We start from the raw sequence: 17,760 nt of genomic DNA on the forward strand, positions 1-17,760 counted from the left end.
TTCGCTCAATATAAGGTCTGCCCCCACGTTGGAAATGTTAATCGCCGCTCACGTGGAGTGGCATCTCCCACATTAAGCGTCATGTGAACTGCCCTCAAAAAACTGGCACAGCAGCTGCCAAAGGTGCTGTGCCGCTGGGGTAAAGCGGTGGTCGGCGCTGCGTAACAGATGGCATTGGCTCTCGCGGGCGATGCGATGATTGATCGGCACCGCGATCAGATTACGCGACGTCAACGCGTCTTCAACGACTTTGGTGGTCATAAACGCAATGCCCATTCCCGCCTGGCTCAGCGCAATCGCACTGGAAAACAGGTTGCAGCTGTAGGCGGGCGTGAACACCAATCCTTCCTGATTAAACATGACGTTCATATAGCTTTGAATACCAAAGTCTTTGTCCATGCCAATCAGTGGATATTCGGCAAGATCGCTGACCTCAACCTGCTGATACAATCCGATGGGGTGATCACGATGCACAATGGCGCAGATGGGGCCGCGCAGATAACTGTGACACTTCACGCCGGGCGGACCCAGGGGGCCAAAACCCACGGCCATATCCACTTCGCCACGAGTGATCAGGCTCACCGTGGTTTGCATATCGCCCGATAAAATATCGATGAACACTTCAGGATAGCTTTGTGAAAAAGGCCGCAAGACATACTTCACCACCTCATCGACCATCCCCTGGCCGACACGCATACGGATCGAGCCGCCGCGTTTATGGCGCAAATCGCGCAGACGTCTTTCCAGGTGGCTTCTGCGTTGATGCGTTTGCGCATAATCCTCAGCCAGCAATTTCCCCGCTTCGGTGAGTACCACATTGCGTCCGCGCCGCTCCAGCAGCGGTAGTTGCATATCACGCGCCAGCTGCGAAAGCTGACGACTGATGGCCGCGGGATCGACATCCAGTGCTTCCGCCGCACGACGAATGCCGCCATGGACACCGACTTCATACAAGTATCTTATGGACTTGTCAGGATAGAGCAGCATTGCCATAGGTTTTCATTATCTGTTGTTCTCAGGTCAACAATAATAACGTTTTATACCCATTTTTTAAGCGCAATTTTATCCTCATACTCGAGATTCACTTGGTGAGGACAGAAGTAATGAAAAATATAATAAGTTATTTGCAACAGCATTCAGACGACATTCTCTCAGATATCAAAACCCTGGTGGCAGCAGAGTCACCCTCCATGGACAAGGCAGCGGTGGATCGCTGTGGCAACGTGCTGCAAGCCCTGTTCGCCGAGCGTCTGGGTATTGATGCTGTAATCGATGTACAGGAACATTACGGGAACCACCTCAAGTTCACGCTGGGCTCAGGCGACGATCAAACCGTGGTGCTCGGCCATTTTGACACCGTCTGGGATGAAGGCGAATTGCCGATGGGCGAGGAAGACGGCAAGTTTTATGGCCCCGGCATTCTGGACATGAAAGCGGGCCTGGTGCAGTCGATTTGGGCGGCGCGCGCGTTAAAAGAACACGACTTGCTGGCAGGGAAACGCATCGTTTTCCTCTGTGGCAGCGACGAAGAGGTGGGCAGCCCAAGCTCCAGTGAATGGCTTTCCCGTCATGCGTTAGGGTCATCGCAAGTGCTGGTGGTGGAACCCGCCGTGGCTGGCACCGGTGCGCTGAAGGTTGCGCGCAAAGGCACGGGTCAGTATCAAATCGTGATCACCGGCCAGGCCGCGCATGCGGGTAACAACCCTGAAGAAGGTATCAGCGCGGTGCAGGAGATGGCACATCAGGTGCTGTTCCTGCATGGATTGAATGCACCGGATCGCGGCACCACCGTCAACGTGGGTATTGCGCAGGGCGGTAATCGCATCAACGTGGTGGCGGATAAAGCGGTGCTGGGCATCGACACGCGCGTCACCAGCGAAGAGGAAGCCCAGCGCATTCACGCCGAAATCACCCAGATTCAGCCACACTTACCGGGCATTAAGCTGAAGATTACCGGCGCACAATCACGTCCACCGATGCGCCAGAGCGCAGAGTCTTTGGCGATCATGCAGCGTGCGCAAGCCGTGGCACAACAGATCGGTTTCAGCGTGGAAGGTCAATCGGTGGGCGGCGGCAGCGATGGTAACTTCACTGCAGCGTTGGGTATCCCAACCTTAGATGGATTGGGCGCGACCGGTGCAGGTATTCATGCGCGTCATGAGCACATCATCATTGCCGATATTGCCTCACGCACCGCGCTGGTAGCGGGTTTAATGCTGGGGGAAGACCATGTCGCAGGTTAATGTTGAAAAAAATAGTGCGATGCAGCCCGCAGGCAAGAAGAGTGAGCAGAGCCCTTATCTGCTGCTGTTTATCATCCTGGTGCTGGCAGCGGTCGCTACCTGGATCATCCCGGCGGGTAAATTTGATCACGAAACCCGCAATGGCGTGACCTTTGCCATTAAAGGCAGTTTGCATGAAGTGGCGCGTACCGGCGTTTATCCCGGCGAGATTTTCATGGCCATCGTAAAGGGGGTGATCAAAGCGGCACCGATCATTTTCCTGATTCTGTTCACCGGCGGGCTGCTGGCGGTGATTGAAGCCACAGGCGCGATTGCCACCGCGCTGAATTCGCTGTCACGCAGCACCAAAATCAGCGATACCCGTTTGATCCTGATTTTTGCAGTGATTTTCGCTGTGCTCGGCAGTACTGGCGTGGTGCAAAACTCGGTGGTGGCTTTTGTGCCGATTGGCCTGCTGGTGGCGCGTTCGTTAGGCTTGCCGCCCGTTATAGGTATGGCTCTGATCTATCTAACCTGCGCGGCAGGCTTCAACGTGGCGTTCCTCGGCCCGGCCACCACCGGTCTGACACAGCATCTGGCGCAGCTGCCGCTGTTCTCAGGCATGCTGCTGCGCGGCATTACCAACCTGCTGTTTGTGTTAACGGTGGCGATTTACCTGATTATTACCGTGAAGCGCATGCGCAAAAATGGTCAGGTGCGCGTGGCCACGGCGGTGGAAAGCGCTGAGCCGCTGGCGATTACCGGCCGTCATAAATTGATTCTGCTGACCTGTGCGGTGACGCTGATTCTGTTTATGGTCGGCACGGTGCAGCTGCATTGGGCCACCAATGAGATGTCGGCGATGTTTATCATCCTGTCGATCATGGTCGGTTTGATTGGTCGCCTTTCCGGTTCTGCTATTGCTAACACCTTCCTGAGCGGCTGCTCTCAGCTGGTCAAAGGCGGTTTTATTGTCGGGATGGCAGGTGCGATTTCGGTGGTGCTGCAGCAGGGCAATATCCTCGATCCGATTGTTGGCTTCCTGTCAGACTTGCTGGCACCGGTTCCGCCTGCGATTGCCGCTGTGGGCATGTTTATCAGCGCCGCACTGATGCATTTCGGCATTTCATCCGGTTCGGGCGAGTCAGCGTTGTTGATCCCGATTTTCTCCCCGCTGGGCGATAACCTCGGCCTAACACGTCAGGTCACGGTGCAAACCGTGCTGCTGGGCGAAGGGATAGTGAACTCCATCAGTCCGACCTCGGGTGTGCTGATGGCCGCGCTGGCCACGGCCAATATCTCGTTCGGCAAATGGCTTAAATTCGTGGCACCGGTCGTCGCCATCTGGTTTGCGATTTGCGTGGTGACGCTGCTGATTGGCGTGGCGATCAACTGGGGTCCGTTCTAAATATTTTCTTCTGACAAAAGGGATGGCCTGTTTGGCATCCCTTTTTCATCGCTGCTAATATTTCATTAGCGGTTGCAGCTCGAAAATAATGTGTTATGGTAACTGCACGATTAATTTACCGGAGTGAATGTCGCGGACCTGATAACAGGAACCAGGGTCTGTCACCAGATATCATAATGATGAATTCTGACTTATCTTTTTTCTCCACCTACAACACCCGCCTTCGTTACGCACGTCACTATCTGCAACAGTAATATTCTGCTTTTAAACTTTTACTGACAGCTGCATTTCATCTCTCTTCACTGCAGAGGGATATTCTCACGCCATTTGCTGGCATCGACCAAAATAATAAGGTTTTAAATTATGACCAGGAAGAATCTACTCGCGATTTCCCTCACTGCGTTAATCAGTTCACCGACACTGTTTGCTGCCGACTTGCCGGGCAAAGGTGTGACGGTCTCCCCGGTGCAAAGTACCTTGCCGGAAGAGTCATTCCAGACGGAGCTGATTAACAGAGCGCTGGAAAAACTGGGCTACGAGGTCAAACCCACTGAAGAAGTGGACTACAACGTGGCTTACACGGCGATTGCTGCGGGCGATGCGACTTACATGGCGGTTAACTGGGAACCGCTGCAAAAGGATATGTACAACGCCGCAGGCGGGGATACAAAATTCTATCGCAAAGGCACCTATATCAGTGGTGCCGCGCAGGGTTATCTTATCGATAAAAAGACCGCTGACAAATATCACATTACCGATCTCTCTCAGCTGAAAGATCCGAAACTGGCTAAACTCTTTGATGCTAATGGAGATGGCAAAGCCGATCTGGCGGGATGTAATCCGGGCTGGGTCTGTGGTCAGGTGATTAATGCACAGATTGATGCTTATGGTCTGAGTAATACGGTGCAGCAGAATCAGGGTAATTATTCTGCGATTATTGCCGATACGTTGACCCGCTATAAAGCGGGTAATCCGGTGCTCTATTTTACCTGGACACCTTATTGGGTGAGCGATGAATTAAAACCGGGCAAAGATGTGGTCTGGTTGACGGTGCCGCATTCTGTCACGCCAGGCTCGCAGAAGAATGAAGATACTGCGCTGCCAAATGGCAAGAATTATGGCTTCAAACCAAACAATGAACATGTGGTGGCAAATAAAGCCTGGGCAGAAAAGAATCCTGCCGCGGCGAAACTGTTCGAGATCGTCAAACTGCCGCTTAATGATGTTAATGCGCAGAACCAGCGGATGCATCAGGGAGAATCGTCCAGCGAAGATATTCAGCGCCACGTGAATGGCTGGATTCATGCGCACCAGGCCACGTTTGATGGCTGGGTGAAGCAGGCCGCCGCCGCAGCGCAATAACGGCGTTAGCGTCCCCAGGGATCCGCTTCCCGCCCTGCAGAATCGCAGGGCGGGAAACCGTTTTACCGTACTTCATTCACATACATGAAGTGCTCGGTGCTGAAACGATGATGCGCCAGGATCACGGGGATCGCACTCTGGTCAAAAGACACTTCATCTATCACCATCACCGCGTGCGGCAATGCCAGCTCCAGCAACGTCGCATCTTCTTCGTTCGCCAACTGTGCCGTGATCTGCTCACGTACCGCTGCCACTCGCACATCGTAATGTTCGAACAGAAAGCGATAGAGCAGCGGCGGCAAGTGTTCTGCCGGAGGGAAATCAGGCAGACGCGCAGCAGGCAATATCAGCGTTTCATGCATGGCGGCAATGCCTTTCACCCGACGCGTGCGCTTCAGGCGTATCACGCCATCTCCGGCAGCGATCTGCAGTTTTTCTGCTTCCCGCTCGTTAGCTTGACTCAACTGATAATCCAGCAGTGTCGTGTCTGAATGTAGCAGTCCGCCGCTTTTATCGTGCAGGCGAAAATACTGGAAAAAGTGGCTCAGGTTGTGCAGCGGTGCCCAGCCGGTCACCACCGTGCCGGTTTTGCGACGGCGCATCAACATCCCTTCGGTGGTCAACGCGGCCAGCGCTTTGCGCACCGTTCCCACCGACACGCCAAATTTTGACGCCAGGCTGTTTTCACTCGGCAGGATTGTGCCCGCAGGTAGCTCACCCTGCAGGATCGATTCGCTGATATGGCGTTTCACCACTTCATACAATGGCGCGCCTTCCCCTTCGCTTAAACGAGAGAATTGCGGCCTGTCGTCTGCGTCATAGTTTTTTTGCATGTTTCCGATTACCGATTGACCTGCGTCCTTGAATTGCATTATCTATAAACTATATAGAAATACAACAGACGATAATCCTATGTTGCAGAATTCTCGACTTAACAGTGCGTTAGAGACCATTGCGGATGACACCGCACAGATAACTGACGATATGCAGCGCATGCTGGCCGTGGATACCTGTTTTCCACCGGGCAATGGCTATGGGCAATTTGCCGATCTGATGACACAGCTGTTAGCGCCAATGCACTTTAGCTTTGAGCGTGTTTCAGTGCCGGAAGATCTCTGGCAAGCGCCCGATGGCAGCGCATCCGGCGAGCGAGTGAATTTGCTGGCAACGCTTAACTGTGGCGCAGCCGAAAACTGCAATCTCTACTTTCACACCGATACGGTGCCTGCGGGTGATGGCTGGCGATTTCCTTCGCTGGCACTGACGGTGGCCGAAGGTAAGTTGTTTGGGCGCGGCGCGGCGGACATGAAAGGGACGATCGTGGCGGCGATGGCGGCGATCCGTGCAGCGCAGGCCTGCAATCTGCCGCTGCGTTTCAATCCGGTCTTTCTGCTTTGTACCGATGAAGAGGGCGGGTTGTATCCCGGTATTCGTTACCTCGCGGAACAGCAGCGCTTCGCTGGGCATCTGTTGAGCTTCAATGGTGGCGCAGTGCCACGCATCTGGGCGGGCTGCTTTGGCAGTATCGATCTCAAAATCATTGTTACCGGGCGTTCCGCGCATTCTGGCGATCCGCTGCACGGCATCAATGCGATTGAAGCCGCGCTGCCGCTGATGAACGCGCTTTATCAACTGAAAGGCGAAGTGGAACAGCGCACCTCGGCAATGCCTGCGCCGCCGCATTATCAGGGCAAACCGCTGACCTCACTGTTGACGCTGGCTGCCGCACAGGGTGGCAGCAAAGGCTCAACCATCCCCGAACGTTTCGAACTGCTGATCAATCGACGTTATGCCCCAGAAGAGGCGTTTGACAACGTCTGGCAGGAGTTGACCCACTGCATCCAACAAGCGATGCAAGGCAGCCCAGCGCTTGATGTCAGCGTGCAAATGATTGGTCATCTGGCCCCGGTGGCCAATCCTGATGGCCCGCACTGGCCACGCTGGCAGGCCGCACTGAGTCAGGGGTTTGGTTTTAAAGCGGAGGAGTTTAAACCCTGGGGATCCTCAACCAGTTCGGATATGGGTTGGGTTCAGCAGGCCGGTATGCAGGAAATTTTACTGGGTGGTTTAGCCCGCCCCGACAACCGCATTCATGCCGCCGATGAGTTCACAACGATGGCAGATGTTATCGCACTTTCGCAGTCCATTCTGGCGTATCTCGCCGATGAGTTTCAGCCAACCCAGGATATTTAACAAACTAACGAGGAAGAGAAGATGTGCGCGATGAAAGGGTTAAACCGCAGACAGTTTATCACCAGCTCTACCGCTCTGACCGGTGCAGCCATGTTACCCTGGTCGTTCTCGGCCCATGCCGCAGCGGTAACCAGCGCGACGCCGGGCGGCACGCCACGTAAAGGCGGCGTACTGCGTATTAGTGTCGATCAGGCGGTCAGCGTGCTGAATCCGCATCAGGTGCGCGTCAACCCGGAATATCTGGTCGCGGAGTTGCTCTACAGCGGCCTGACGCGCCTGACGCAGGAGATGAAAGCCGAAGCAGACCTGGCCCAATCCTGGCAGGCGAGTGCCGATCTCAAGCAGTGGACTTTCACCCTGCGTCCGAACCTCAAGTTCAGTGACGGCAGCGCATTGACCTCGGCAGATGTGGTAGCCAGTTTGCAGGCGTTGCTGGATCCGAAAAATGCTTCTCCGGCACTGCACAACATCGGTCCGATCAAAGCGGTGAGCGCCAAAGATGCCAACACCGTGTTGATCGAAACCGATGCCCCTTACGCTGACCTGCCGGTGATGCTGGCCTATCCCGATGCCAAAATCATTCCCGCCAGCATTGCGCAGGGTCAGTACGACAAACTCACCAAAGCCTCGCTGGGCGCCGGTCCGTTCCAGCTGGTTTCCTACGACCCCGAACGCAAAATCGTGGTAAAGCGCAACCCGCATTATTACGACCCGGCGCGTCCTTATCTGGATGGCGTGGAAGTGGTGGTCTATCCCGATGGCATCGCAGAAAGCTCGGCGCTGATCTCTGGTGATACCGATTTGATGCTGAGTGCGCAGTCGAGCGAATTTGCGCGTCTCTCCAAATCGTCAGGTGTGCTGCCACTGCGGGTGGCATCCGGTCAGTTCCTCAATGTGAACATGGGCTGCGATCAAAAGCCGTTTAACGATGTGCGCGTGCGTCAGGCGCTGGCACTGTGCGTTGATCGCCCGGCATCGGTGGACTTTGTTGCCGATGGCCTCGGTTCGCCAGGCAACGATACGCCAATCAACGCCTCTTACCCTTACTTCGCTAACCTGGCGAAAAAAGCGGTGGATTACAGCAAAGCCAAAGCCTTATTGGCGGACGCGGGTTATCCCAACGGCCTCGATTTAACGTTGATTGCCTCGGATAAACCGGCGACTCGCACCCAGTTGGGTATCGCGCTGCGTGAGATGGCTAAGCAGGGCGGTTTCCGCATTGACGTGCAGACCATGGCACACAGCACTTACCTCGATCAGGTATGGAAAAAAGGCAATTTCTACGTCGGTTTCTACAACATGCAACCGACGCAGGATGCGGTGTTCTCGCTGCTCTACACCTCGACCGCGTCATGGAACGAAACACGCTGGAACAACGCCGATTTCGATAGTGCGGTCAATGCCGCCCGTGAAACCAATGATGATGCGCAGCGCACCACGCTGTACGGTAAAGCACAACAGTTGATGCATGACGAAGTGCCTTCGCTGATTCCGACCTTCTTCGATTTGCTGGCTGCCAGCCGTGATTACGTTGGCGGATATCATCTGCATCCGCGTGGTGCCGTGTTCCGTCTCGACCATACCTGGTTAACTGACAAAGCGCCTAAGCGTGCAGTGTAAGGAGCGACCGTGACAGCCAGTTATCTGCTTAAACGCCTGCTGCTAATGATCTACACCTTGCTGGTGGTGTCATTGCTGGTCTTTGGCATCACGCAGCTGTTGCCAGCGGACGCCGCTGTCACCTTGCTGGGGCAAAACGCCACGCCAGAGGCACTCGCCGCGGTGCGCGAACGACTGGGATTGGATGCGCCAGCATGGTTGCAGTATTGGCATTGGCTGAGCCAGGCGTTGCAGGGCAATTTTGGTGTGTCGATGCGCAATGGGCTTGAAGTGGGGCCGACGTTGTTGACCGCGCTGTCGCGATCGCTGTTGCTGGCGGTGTGTGCACTGTTGCTGATGCTGGTGATCGCTATTCCGCTCGGTATCTGGGCGGCGGTACGTCGCGGTAAAACCGCCGATGTGCTGGTCAGCGTCATCTCCTACATCGGTATCTCTTTCCCGGAGTTTGTCACCGCCACGCTGGTGCTGCTGCTGTTTGCTGATGTCTGGCAGATTCTGCCCGCCACCGGTTATGTGCCGTTGAGTGAAAACTTCATCAGCGGCGTCCAGCACCTGATCCTGCCGTCAATCACCGTGGCGCTGATCCTGGTGGCGCACGTCTCGCGCATGGTGCGTTCGGAGATGGTGGATGTGCTGCATACCGACTACATCCGCGCCGCCTGGCTGAAAGGCCTGTCGCGCCGCCGCATTCTCTGGCGTCACGCGCTGCGCAATGGCTTGTTGCCGACCATTACCATTGTGGCGTTGGATGTCGGTTATCTGCTGGGCGGCATTGTGGTGGTCGAGGAGATCTTCGCCATTCCCGGTATTGGTCGTGAGCTGATTGTTGCCGTGCAGGCACGCGATCTGCCCACCATTCAGGCCGGTGTGATGATTCTCGCCGCGACCTATTCGGTGGTGAATTTCCTCGCCGATTTGGCCTATGTGGTTCTGGATAAGCGAATTTCCTATGCCTGATATTTTAAAACGTTTACTGCGCTCACCGCAGGGCGCGGTCGGGGTACTGATTATCCTGCTGTCGCTGCTGATGGTGGTCGGTGGCGCGCATGTTGCGCCCTTCGATCCTGAATCCATCTCGATTTTGACACGTTACAAACCGCCGAGTGCCGAGCACTGGTTTGGCACCGATCAAATGGGGCGAGACATCTTCAGCCGGGTAATGGTGGGCGCACGCTCTACCATCGTGCTGTCACTGCTGGCAACCGCATTGGCCATGGTGATTGGTTCAGTACTGGGCACCGCCAGCGCCTATCTGGGCGGCAAGATCGATGAATTTATGATGCGCACTATGGATGCCGTGATGGCGATCCCCAGCCTGCTGTTTGCTTTGCTGATTGTCAGCACTTTGGGTCAGAGCAGCATGAATGCGGTGCTGGCGATCACCATTGCGTTTGTGCCGGGCATGGTGCGTATTTCACGCAGCGTGGCGCTGGCGGCGCGGCAGCAGGATTACATCAACGCGGCGATTGCCCGTGGTGAAGCCGGGCACTACATCATCCTGCGTGAAATGCTGCCGAACATCCTCGCACCGATCATCGTGGAAGCCACCATCCGCGTGGCCTTCGCCATCATGCTGTTCGCCACCCTGAGTTTCCTCGGTTTAGGCGCACAGCCTCCCGAGCCAGAGTGGGGGCTGATGGTCTCCGAAGCCCGCACCTATTTCTTCACCGCGCCGTGGATGATGATGATTCCGGGCCTGGCGATCGCGCTGGTGGCGATTGGTTTTAACTTACTGGGTGACGGGCTGCGAGACGTGCTCAACCCAAGGAGCCACTGATGAGTGTGAAGCCTGAACCGGTGCTGTCGGTGGAAAATTACAGCCTTGATTACGCGTTACAAAGCGGTGAGTCACTGCCGGTGTTGCGCGATATTACGTTAAACGTGATGCCCGGCGAAGTGCTGGGGTTAGTGGGGGAATCCGGGTCCGGCAAAACCACGCTCGGCTGGGCGATCATGCGTTGGCTGGCGGGCAATGCGCGCGAGAAGTGGGGCGACATCCGCCTCAACGGAGAGAGCCTGCTGAGTTTGCCCGCCCCAAAACTGATGGCCTTGCGCGGCGCGAAGCTGGGGATGATTTTTCAGGATCCGAGCGCTTCGCTCAATCCCACCCTCACGCTGGGCGAGCAGGTGACAGAAGTGCTGCGGCGCCATCGCGGCTTAACGGCACGTGAAGCGCAGGAATTGGGCGAGTCGCTGTTACATGACGTCGAGCTCAAACATCCGGCACGCATGATGCGCCGTTATCCGCATCAGGTTTCCGGAGGTGAGAAGCAGCGCATCTTAATCGCCACGGCGTTCGCCTGTCAGCCGGACTGCATGATCTTCGATGAACCGACCACCGCGCTGGATGTGATCAGCTCGGCGCAGATCCTCGATCTCTATGAACGTCTGCGCGAAGAGACGGGGGTGGCCTCACTGTATATTTCCCACGATCTGGCGCTGGTGGCGAAAGTCGCCGATCGCGTTTGCGTGCTGGAGAAGGGCCGTATTGTTGAACAGGCCGATACGCAGAATTTGTTTAGTGCACCGCAGAACAGCTATACCCGCAAATTGATCTCAGCAGTGCCAAATCCGCAGCAGCGTCTGGTACAGGATGCCGCCGGATCGCAGCCGCTGCTGACGCTGGACGCGCTCACCATCGATTACGGCCAGCAAGGTTTTGTCGACCGCTTGCTTAAACGTGAAGCCAATACCACGCGTGCCGCCAACGCGGTTTCGCTCACCGTGCATCAGGGCGAGATCCTTGGCGTGGTGGGCGAGTCAGGTTCGGGGAAATCCTCGCTGGGCAAAGCGATCACCGGACTGGTGCCGTTTAGCGGTGAGCTCGACTTCTGCGGCTATGCGCTGCAAGGCCGCGCGCAGATGGATAAAGAGTATCGCCGCCGGGTGCAGATGATCTTTCAGCATCCGGACGCCTCGCTGAATCCACGCATGACCATCGGTGAAATCATTGCGCGTCCGCTGCGCTTATACGGTTTGCCGCCGGGAGAAACGGAAGCGCAAGCCGTGGCTCGCCTGTTAGAGGAAGTGCGGTTGCCCGCAGAGTTTGCCATGCGCTATCCGCACGCGCTGTCCGGTGGTCAGAAACAGCGTGTTGCTATCGCACGTGCTTTTGCCAATCCACCAGATTTAGTGATTTGCGATGAAATCACCGCTGCGCTGGATGTGTCCGTGCAGGCCACCATCATTGAGCTTTTGCTGGAACTGCGTCGCCGCTACGGCACGGCCTATCTGTTTATTACCCACGATCTCAACCTGATACGTCAAATCGCCCATCGCGTGGCGGTAATGTATCGCGGCGATGTGGTGGAAGTGCTGCCCGGCGAGAATATGAGCGCGCTGGCGCAGCATTCTTATACCCGCGCACTGCTTGACGCGGTGCACGTTCCCGAGTTAAACCAATCCGTTGCTTAACGAGAAACGCATGAATCCTGAACAGTTAATTCATCATATCGATCGCGAGTTTTGTCTCTCTTTCCTGGCAAAAATGGTGCAGCACAAAAGCTACAGCGCCACCGACGGCGAGCGTGAGTTAGCCCGCTATATGGCAGAACAAATGGCACAGTTGGGCCTGGAAACCGAACTGCAAAAAGTCCCGGGCGACCGTCTCAATGCCATCGGCCGCCTGGCGGGCAGCGGCTGCGGCAACAGCCTGCTGTTCAACGGCCATCTGGACACCAATCCGGTAACCGAAGGCTGGACGGTGGATCCCTGGGCAGGAAAAATTGACGATCAGTTTATTTACGGCATTGGCGTCTCCAATATGAAAGCGGGCGATGCGGCCTACTTCTGTGCGCTGAAAACGCTGATTGATGCCGGTGTGAAACTGAAAGGTGATGTGATTCTGACCTACGTGGTGGGCGAATTGCAGGGCGGTATCGGCACGCTGGCGGCAATTGAACAGGGCGTGCGCGCCGATTACTTTATCAATGCGGAACCTACTGATCTCCAGGCGCTGACCATGCACGCCGGTTCGCTGATGTTCACCATTGAACTCACCGGAGATACCCGCCATCTGTCGAAACGCGAAGAAGCCGTCGATGCGATTAACGCCGCCGTGGAGCTGATTCCGCAGATTAACGGCATGGTGTTCAGCGACGCAAAAAGCGATGAACATCTGAAAATTAACCGTGGGCACATCGGCACCGTGCACGGTGCGCTGGGACGCGATCTGGAAGAGTGGCGTCCGCCGCAGGTGGCTGACTTTGTACGCCTGAAGGGTTCAGCCCGCTTTGCGCCGGGTCAAACCGTTGAAGGCGTGTTGGCGGATCTGCAGGCGCTGCTGGATACCCTGTGCCAGCGCTTCCCCGGCCTGAAAGCCGAGCTGTTTGATGACGGTATCCGCGATAAGCCCACCATGTTGCCTTTCGAAGTGTCGCCAGAGTCACCGATTGTCAAAGCGGTGAATCGCGGCTGGAAAACCGTGCGTGGCACCGAACAGCCTACTGGCGTCATCACGCCGCCAGCCTTCTTTGGTACGGATGCTGCACACCTGTATCAGCATGCAGGCATGGAAGGCATCGTGTGTGGTCCGGGCGGTAAATACAACACCATGCCGGATGAGCGCGTCGAGATAACCGAATTCCTTGATATGGTGCGTATTTATCTGCTCGCGATTCTGGAGATCTGCCAGCCGGTCGAGGGCGCATAATGAACGCTGCGGCGCTGAGTCGCCTGCGTGCCACGATGCAGCAGGCCAATGTGGACGTAATGATCATCGATCATGGTGAACTGCTGGCCTGGCTGACCGGTTATACCGTGTCAGAAACCTTGTATCGCGCTTGCCTGGTGCCGCTTAACGGCGATCCCTGGATGGTGCTGCGTCAGTTAGATGAAGCGCCGTGCCGGGCGCAATCTCCTGCGCTGACAGTAGAAAGCTATCGTGACGATGAGGACCCGTGGTTTGCGGTGGCGCACAGTCTGCTCCGACGCGGTTTTCAACGGGCGCGGTTGGGCGCGGATTACACCTCTTATGGCATGACGGTGCACAGCTGGCAGCAGCTGTCGCGCCATTTGCCGGACGTGCAGTGGTGCGATTTAACCGGTGTGAACGATCGGCTGCGCAGCGTGAAATTCCCGGCAGAGCTGGAGGCGTTGCGTCAGGCCTCCGCCATTGCCGATACCACGCTGGACGCGATGGGCAAAGCCGTGCAGGGCAGCTGGCGTGTACGCGATGTCGCTGCGCTGGCGGCAGGCGAATTTTTGCGTCTGGGTGCGGATACCGGGGAAACCGGGCCTATCGTCATCGCCAGCGGCGACAACGGTTTTCTCCATGCCAGCGGCCACGAACAGCGTTTACAGCGTGGCGATGTGCTGCACGTAGAGCTGATTCCTAAAGTGAAACACTACAGCGCGCGTCTGATGCGTCCGTTTATTGTGGGGGAGATCTCCACCCAGCGCGCTGAGCTGGCGCTGCAACTTATCGCAATACAGGATGAACAGTTCAAGGCCATGAAATCCGGCGTCAGTGCGCGGGAAGTGGATGCGATTGTGCGCGAGGGGTTATTGCGCAATGGACTTCGCGCGGATTATCCCAACATCACCGGCTATGCGCTGGGGCTGTATACGCGCACGCCGCGCCCGAGTGATTTTTCCTGTAGCTTCCATGCCAAAGCGGAGTGGTTACTGGAGGAGGATATGGTGTTCCATATGTATACTTCCGCGCAAAGTCTGGCGTTCAGCGAAACCGTTCGCGTGACGCCGCAGGGTGCAGAGCGGCTGACAACGCTGCCGCGCCAGCTATTATCATTGCCGGAACATTGATCAACAGGATGAAGGATGACGCAGGACATTTTACTCACTGATTTAGCCGCTAGCTTTCCAACGTTGGCTTTTGACCTGAAGTACGCCACAACCGATAACATCACCGGTTACGCCATTTATCGCGAAGCGCGAGCCCTGCTGCATCCAGCAGCCGCGCGCGCGTTGCAAAAAAGTGTTGAGGTCGCCCGACTGGCTGGCTTCACCTTACTGATTTTTGATGCTTATCGCCCGCAGCAGGCGCAGTGGCATCTGTGGGATGCCTGCCCGGATGCCGACTACGTGGTGCCGCCCGCAATCGGCTCGAATCACAGCCGTGGCGTGGCAATTGATCTGACGTTAGTGGATGACGCGGGCAAGGTGCTGGAGATGGGGACGGCCTTTGATGCGATGGAAGATCTGTCGCATCCGTTCCATCCCGCTGTACCGCCACAGGCACAGCGCCATCGTTTGATGCTCAATGCCATTATGCTGGCAGGCGGTTTTGTCGGTATGCCAACCGAGTGGTGGCATTTTGAGTTACCGGATGCGCAGCGCTATCCGTTGCTGGAAGATCGCTTTGGCTGCGTGGCGCGATAACCCTCACTCTCGTCGGCAGGGATGGGTCGTCCGCTCAGCCACTCTCAGACTTTCAGGCCTGAACAGCAGATAACTCGCCAGTGCCAGACCGCTTACACCCAGCGCGCCATAGGTCAGCACGGCGGAAAAACCGTCAGCCAGCACTTGCGAGGCGATAGCGCGGCTAAGCGAAACTTCAGCGCCAGCCGCTATGCGTTCTGCGAGCGCAACCACATCGCTGGAGGCAGGAAGCCGTTGCCGCAGACTGGCGGCGATCACTGCCACCAGCAGGCTGCCCATCAAGGCGATGTTGATCGCCAGCGTGATTAAACGTGCACTGATATCAATCCCGGAAGCCATGCCAACCCGATTAGCGGCAACGGAACCGGTCGTGGTGTTGGTCACCGGCGTATTGGTGAGTCCGAGCGCGGTTCCCGCCAGCAGGGCACCCGGCAGTAAACTCAGTTGGTAGGTGATGGCCAGTTTCATCAGCACGAACCCAGCACCGATCGAAAATAATCCGAGGGGAATGACACGGGCAGCGCCAAAACGCAGCACCAGTTTTTCCCCTATCGGCGGCATCAATAAGGTGGGCAAGGTATAGGCAAGCAGGGCAAAACCGGTATCCATACTGCTGAACCCAAGCCCGCTCTGGTAATAAACCGGCAGGTAGATCATCAGCGGCCAGAAACTGAAGTTCATGCCAATCGAACCCATCAAAGCCCCCGAGAAGGAGCGAATGCGAAACACCGAGAAATCAAACATCGGGTGAGGATGGCGCTTCTCCGTGCGAATAAACACCACCGCGCTGATCAGGATCACCAGCATAATTAGCCGGGCTTCAAGACTTCGCCAACCGATGCTGGCACCCTGAGTAATGAGATAGGTCACGCCAACCACGCATAGGGTGAGGGTGATCAACCCAACCCGATCGAGTTTGTTGCCCTGTCCAGGGTGGGATTCATCCACATTTTTCAGTGTGAGCACGAATGTCAGCAGCGCGATAAAGCCGTGCACCAGAAACACCCATTGCCAGCTTAAAACCGCCACCAGCATCCCGCCGATGATAGGACCGAAACCCAGACCAAAGCCAAAGGTTATCCCCCATGCGGCAAAGGCCTGGCTGCGGGGTTTTCCCTGCGGGAACTGGTGCGAGAGTATGGCGATCAGGCAGGTTAACATCGCACCGCCGCTCAGCCCCTGCAGGAAGCGCCCGATGATGAGCCAGAGTGCACTCCCGACCAGCCCGCACATCACCGAGGTCAAACCAAAACCGACAATGGTGATGAGAAAGATGCGCTTGCGGCCATAGTTATCCGCCAGCGTGCCGGTCGCCATTAAAACGGCGGTGCAGGCCAGCGTATAGGCATTCATGATCCACTGCAGATCGCGAAAATTCGCCTGCATCTCCTGTTCCAGTACCGGCAAAATCACCGGCACGCTGGAGATTTCCAGCCCCGACATCAACGCGGCTAAGCACACCGCCATCAGCGCCAACATGTTCTTCATCCTGAATTCCTGCGTAACGTTAAGAGCGTGCCAGCATGGAAGATTGACGCAACGGTGGAAATCCATGCCGATGCCAGATATCGTCAAGATCGTGCCAACATCATGGATAAGGCTGACATGCAAATCACTTCTTCTCTGCGTTCCCCTCCTGCAGCGCCGAAAAATCGGCGGCTGGTGCTTTTGGCGTATGAATGCCTCTGTACCTTTGAATTTGGTACTGCCGTTGAAGCGTTTGGCCGAGCAGATGACGTCTTCGGCCATCCGCTGTATGACCTGAGCGTGGCGTCGGTGGAAGAGGGTGTGTTTGGTGCGCAGGGCGGTGTGCGCCTGGTGGTGGATGGCGGGCTTGAGTTACTGGAAGACGCCGGAACCATCGTCATCCCCGGCTGGCGCAGCGTGACCGCACCGGCCTCTGAGGCGTTAATCACAGCGTTACAAAAAGCCCATCAAAATGGCACACGGATTGTCTCCATTTGTGCCGGAAGCTTTGTACTGGGTGAAGCGGGGCTATTAAACGGGAAACGTGCCACCGCCCACTGGAACAGCACCGAGATCCTGGCTGAAAGATTTCCACAGGTGCAGGTGGAACACGGCATGATTTACGTGGATGAAGGCAGCATCATCACCTCGGCGGGCGGTGCAGCAGGTGTCGATTTATGTTTGCATCTGATTCGACGCGATTACGGCATCGATGTCGCCAATCGCACCGCACGCAGAATGGTGACGCCGCCGCTTCGTGAAGGCAGCCAGGCGCAGTTGATCCAACAACCTGTTCCACAACGTCGCAACTATAGCCTCGCGCCCCTGCTGGACGATTTGCGCAATAATCTGAACGCGCCAATGGTGATCGAGCAGTTGGCGCGGCAAGCAGGCATGAGCCGTCGGACCTTTATTCGTCGCTTTCATGATGCCACTGGTACCTCGCCGGGTGAATGGTTGCTCGGTATTCGGCTGGAAAAGGCCTGCGCGATGCTGGAAAACAACGCGCTCAGTATTGATCAGGTTGCCGAGCTGGCGGGGTTTGGTTCTCCCGAAGCGTTGCGCCATCACTTCAGACAACGCTTTAACACCACGCCGACTAAATGGCGTAAGGCGTTCAATGAGCGTGTAGTCATGGGCTGAGTGTTC

The 17,760-nt window shown here is 56.3% G+C and carries 15 protein-coding genes; 12 read left to right on the forward strand and 3 right to left on the reverse strand.

The window, feature by feature from the left end; translation table 11 throughout:
• Positions 1–72 precede the first annotated feature (72 nt).
• Positions 73–993 carry a LysR family transcriptional regulator gene (locus FD737_RS07720; protein ID WP_160833169.1) on the reverse strand — a complete coding sequence of 307 codons (921 nt, stop codon included), beginning with the start codon at positions 991–993 and terminating at the stop codon, positions 73–75.
• A gap of 110 nt (positions 994–1,103) precedes the next feature.
• On the opposite strand from FD737_RS07720, the gene FD737_RS07725 reads away from it, so the two are divergent.
• The 3 genes from FD737_RS07725 to proX all read left to right on the forward strand — a co-directional run bounded on the left by FD737_RS07725 (position 1,104) and on the right by proX (position 4,992).
• The gene (locus tag FD737_RS07725) at positions 1,104–2,243 is read left to right on the forward strand and encodes a M20 family metallopeptidase (protein ID WP_160833170.1); all 1,140 of its coding nucleotides are present in this window, start codon (positions 1,104–1,106) and stop codon (positions 2,241–2,243) included.
• Positions 2,230–3,630 (forward strand): YfcC family protein, encoded by a 1,401-nt coding sequence (locus FD737_RS07730; protein ID WP_160833171.1) that lies wholly within the window; start codon positions 2,230–2,232, stop codon positions 3,628–3,630. The genes FD737_RS07725 and FD737_RS07730 overlap by 14 nt, the downstream gene beginning before the upstream one ends.
• Before the next feature lie 363 nt (positions 3,631–3,993).
• Positions 3,994–4,992 carry a glycine betaine/L-proline ABC transporter substrate-binding protein ProX gene (gene proX, locus FD737_RS07735; RefSeq protein ID WP_097117693.1) on the forward strand — a complete coding sequence of 333 codons (999 nt, stop codon included), beginning with the start codon at positions 3,994–3,996 and terminating at the stop codon, positions 4,990–4,992.
• A 62-nt stretch (positions 4,993–5,054) separates the two neighbouring features.
• On the opposite strand, the gene FD737_RS07740 is transcribed toward proX, so the two are convergent.
• Complete coding sequence (locus FD737_RS07740) at positions 5,055–5,825, reverse strand: GntR family transcriptional regulator (protein ID WP_160833172.1); 771 nt, start codon at positions 5,823–5,825, stop codon at positions 5,055–5,057.
• 79 nt (positions 5,826–5,904) lie between these two features.
• Between FD737_RS07740 and FD737_RS07745 the strand changes: the two genes are divergently transcribed.
• From FD737_RS07745 to ddpX, 8 genes are read left to right on the forward strand one after another with little or no spacing between them, the layout of a single operon-like run.
• Positions 5,905–7,185 (forward strand): M20 family metallopeptidase, encoded by a 1,281-nt coding sequence (locus tag FD737_RS07745; RefSeq protein WP_160833173.1) that lies wholly within the window; start codon positions 5,905–5,907, stop codon positions 7,183–7,185.
• Positions 7,186–7,206: 21 nt separating this feature from the next.
• Positions 7,207–8,805, forward strand: a complete 1,599-nt coding sequence (locus FD737_RS07750) for an ABC transporter substrate-binding protein (RefSeq protein WP_160833174.1) — start codon at positions 7,207–7,209, stop codon at positions 8,803–8,805.
• A gap of 9 nt (positions 8,806–8,814) precedes the next feature.
• Positions 8,815–9,762: an ABC transporter permease gene (locus FD737_RS07755; protein ID WP_084932348.1), complete on the forward strand. Its 948-nt coding sequence runs from the start codon at positions 8,815–8,817 to the stop codon at positions 9,760–9,762.
• Positions 9,755–10,582, forward strand: coding sequence for an ABC transporter permease (locus FD737_RS07760; protein ID WP_058960763.1), 828 nt, complete (start codon positions 9,755–9,757; stop codon positions 10,580–10,582). Before FD737_RS07755 ends, FD737_RS07760 begins: the two co-directional genes overlap by 8 nt.
• Positions 10,582–12,219 (forward strand): ABC transporter ATP-binding protein, encoded by a 1,638-nt coding sequence (nikE, locus tag FD737_RS07765; RefSeq protein WP_097117696.1) that lies wholly within the window; start codon positions 10,582–10,584, stop codon positions 12,217–12,219. Before FD737_RS07760 ends, nikE begins: the two co-directional genes overlap by 1 nt.
• A 10-nt stretch (positions 12,220–12,229) precedes the next feature.
• Entirely contained in the window at positions 12,230–13,456 is a 1,227-nt protein-coding gene (locus FD737_RS07770) for a M20 family metallopeptidase (RefSeq protein WP_160833175.1), read from the forward strand.
• Positions 13,456–14,568, forward strand: a complete 1,113-nt coding sequence (locus FD737_RS07775) for a Xaa-Pro peptidase family protein (RefSeq protein WP_160833176.1) — start codon at positions 13,456–13,458, stop codon at positions 14,566–14,568. Before FD737_RS07770 ends, FD737_RS07775 begins: the two co-directional genes overlap by 1 nt.
• Positions 14,569–14,583: 15 nt before the next feature.
• Positions 14,584–15,144, forward strand: coding sequence for a D-alanyl-D-alanine dipeptidase (gene ddpX, locus FD737_RS07780; RefSeq protein WP_160833177.1), 561 nt, complete (start codon positions 14,584–14,586; stop codon positions 15,142–15,144).
• 3 nt (positions 15,145–15,147) lie between these two features.
• Here ddpX and FD737_RS07785 read toward each other — a convergent pair whose 3' ends face one another.
• Positions 15,148–16,632 carry an MFS transporter gene (locus tag FD737_RS07785; RefSeq protein ID WP_160833178.1) on the reverse strand — a complete coding sequence of 495 codons (1,485 nt, stop codon included), beginning with the start codon at positions 16,630–16,632 and terminating at the stop codon, positions 15,148–15,150.
• 117 nt (positions 16,633–16,749) lie between these two features.
• On the opposite strand from FD737_RS07785, the gene FD737_RS07790 reads away from it, so the two are divergent.
• On the forward strand, positions 16,750–17,754 hold the full coding sequence (locus FD737_RS07790; RefSeq protein ID WP_370523032.1) for a helix-turn-helix domain-containing protein: 1,005 nt from the start codon (positions 16,750–16,752) through the stop codon (positions 17,752–17,754).
• Positions 17,755–17,760 lie beyond the last annotated feature (6 nt).

The sequence above is a fragment of the Pantoea sp. Seng genome (assembly GCF_009829935.1).
Taxonomy (GTDB): Bacteria; Pseudomonadota; Gammaproteobacteria; order Enterobacterales; family Enterobacteriaceae; genus Pantoea; species Pantoea communis.

What these genes read in the sequence shown, in the direction of transcription:
- FD737_RS07720 (WP_160833169.1), bottom strand. Translation starts at nt 993, where the DNA reads ATGGCAATGCTGCTCTATCCTGACAAGTCCATAAGATACTTGTATGAA.
- FD737_RS07725 (WP_160833170.1), top strand. Translation starts at nt 1,104, where the DNA reads ATGAAAAATATAATAAGTTATTTGCAACAGCATTCAGACGACATTCTC.
- FD737_RS07730 (WP_160833171.1), top strand. Translation starts at nt 2,230, where the DNA reads ATGTCGCAGGTTAATGTTGAAAAAAATAGTGCGATGCAGCCCGCAGGC.
- proX (WP_097117693.1), top strand. Translation starts at nt 3,994, where the DNA reads ATGACCAGGAAGAATCTACTCGCGATTTCCCTCACTGCGTTAATCAGT.
- FD737_RS07740 (WP_160833172.1), bottom strand. Translation starts at nt 5,825, where the DNA reads ATGCAAAAAAACTATGACGCAGACGACAGGCCGCAATTCTCTCGTTTA.
- FD737_RS07745 (WP_160833173.1), top strand. Translation starts at nt 5,905, where the DNA reads ATGTTGCAGAATTCTCGACTTAACAGTGCGTTAGAGACCATTGCGGAT.
- FD737_RS07750 (WP_160833174.1), top strand. Translation starts at nt 7,207, where the DNA reads ATGTGCGCGATGAAAGGGTTAAACCGCAGACAGTTTATCACCAGCTCT.
- FD737_RS07760 (WP_058960763.1), top strand. Translation starts at nt 9,755, where the DNA reads ATGCCTGATATTTTAAAACGTTTACTGCGCTCACCGCAGGGCGCGGTC.
- nikE (WP_097117696.1), top strand. Translation starts at nt 10,582, where the DNA reads ATGAGTGTGAAGCCTGAACCGGTGCTGTCGGTGGAAAATTACAGCCTT.
- FD737_RS07770 (WP_160833175.1), top strand. Translation starts at nt 12,230, where the DNA reads ATGAATCCTGAACAGTTAATTCATCATATCGATCGCGAGTTTTGTCTC.
- FD737_RS07775 (WP_160833176.1), top strand. Translation starts at nt 13,456, where the DNA reads ATGAACGCTGCGGCGCTGAGTCGCCTGCGTGCCACGATGCAGCAGGCC.
- ddpX (WP_160833177.1), top strand. Translation starts at nt 14,584, where the DNA reads ATGACGCAGGACATTTTACTCACTGATTTAGCCGCTAGCTTTCCAACG.
- FD737_RS07785 (WP_160833178.1), bottom strand. Translation starts at nt 16,632, where the DNA reads ATGAAGAACATGTTGGCGCTGATGGCGGTGTGCTTAGCCGCGTTGATG.
- FD737_RS07790 (WP_370523032.1), top strand. Translation starts at nt 16,750, where the DNA reads ATGCAAATCACTTCTTCTCTGCGTTCCCCTCCTGCAGCGCCGAAAAAT.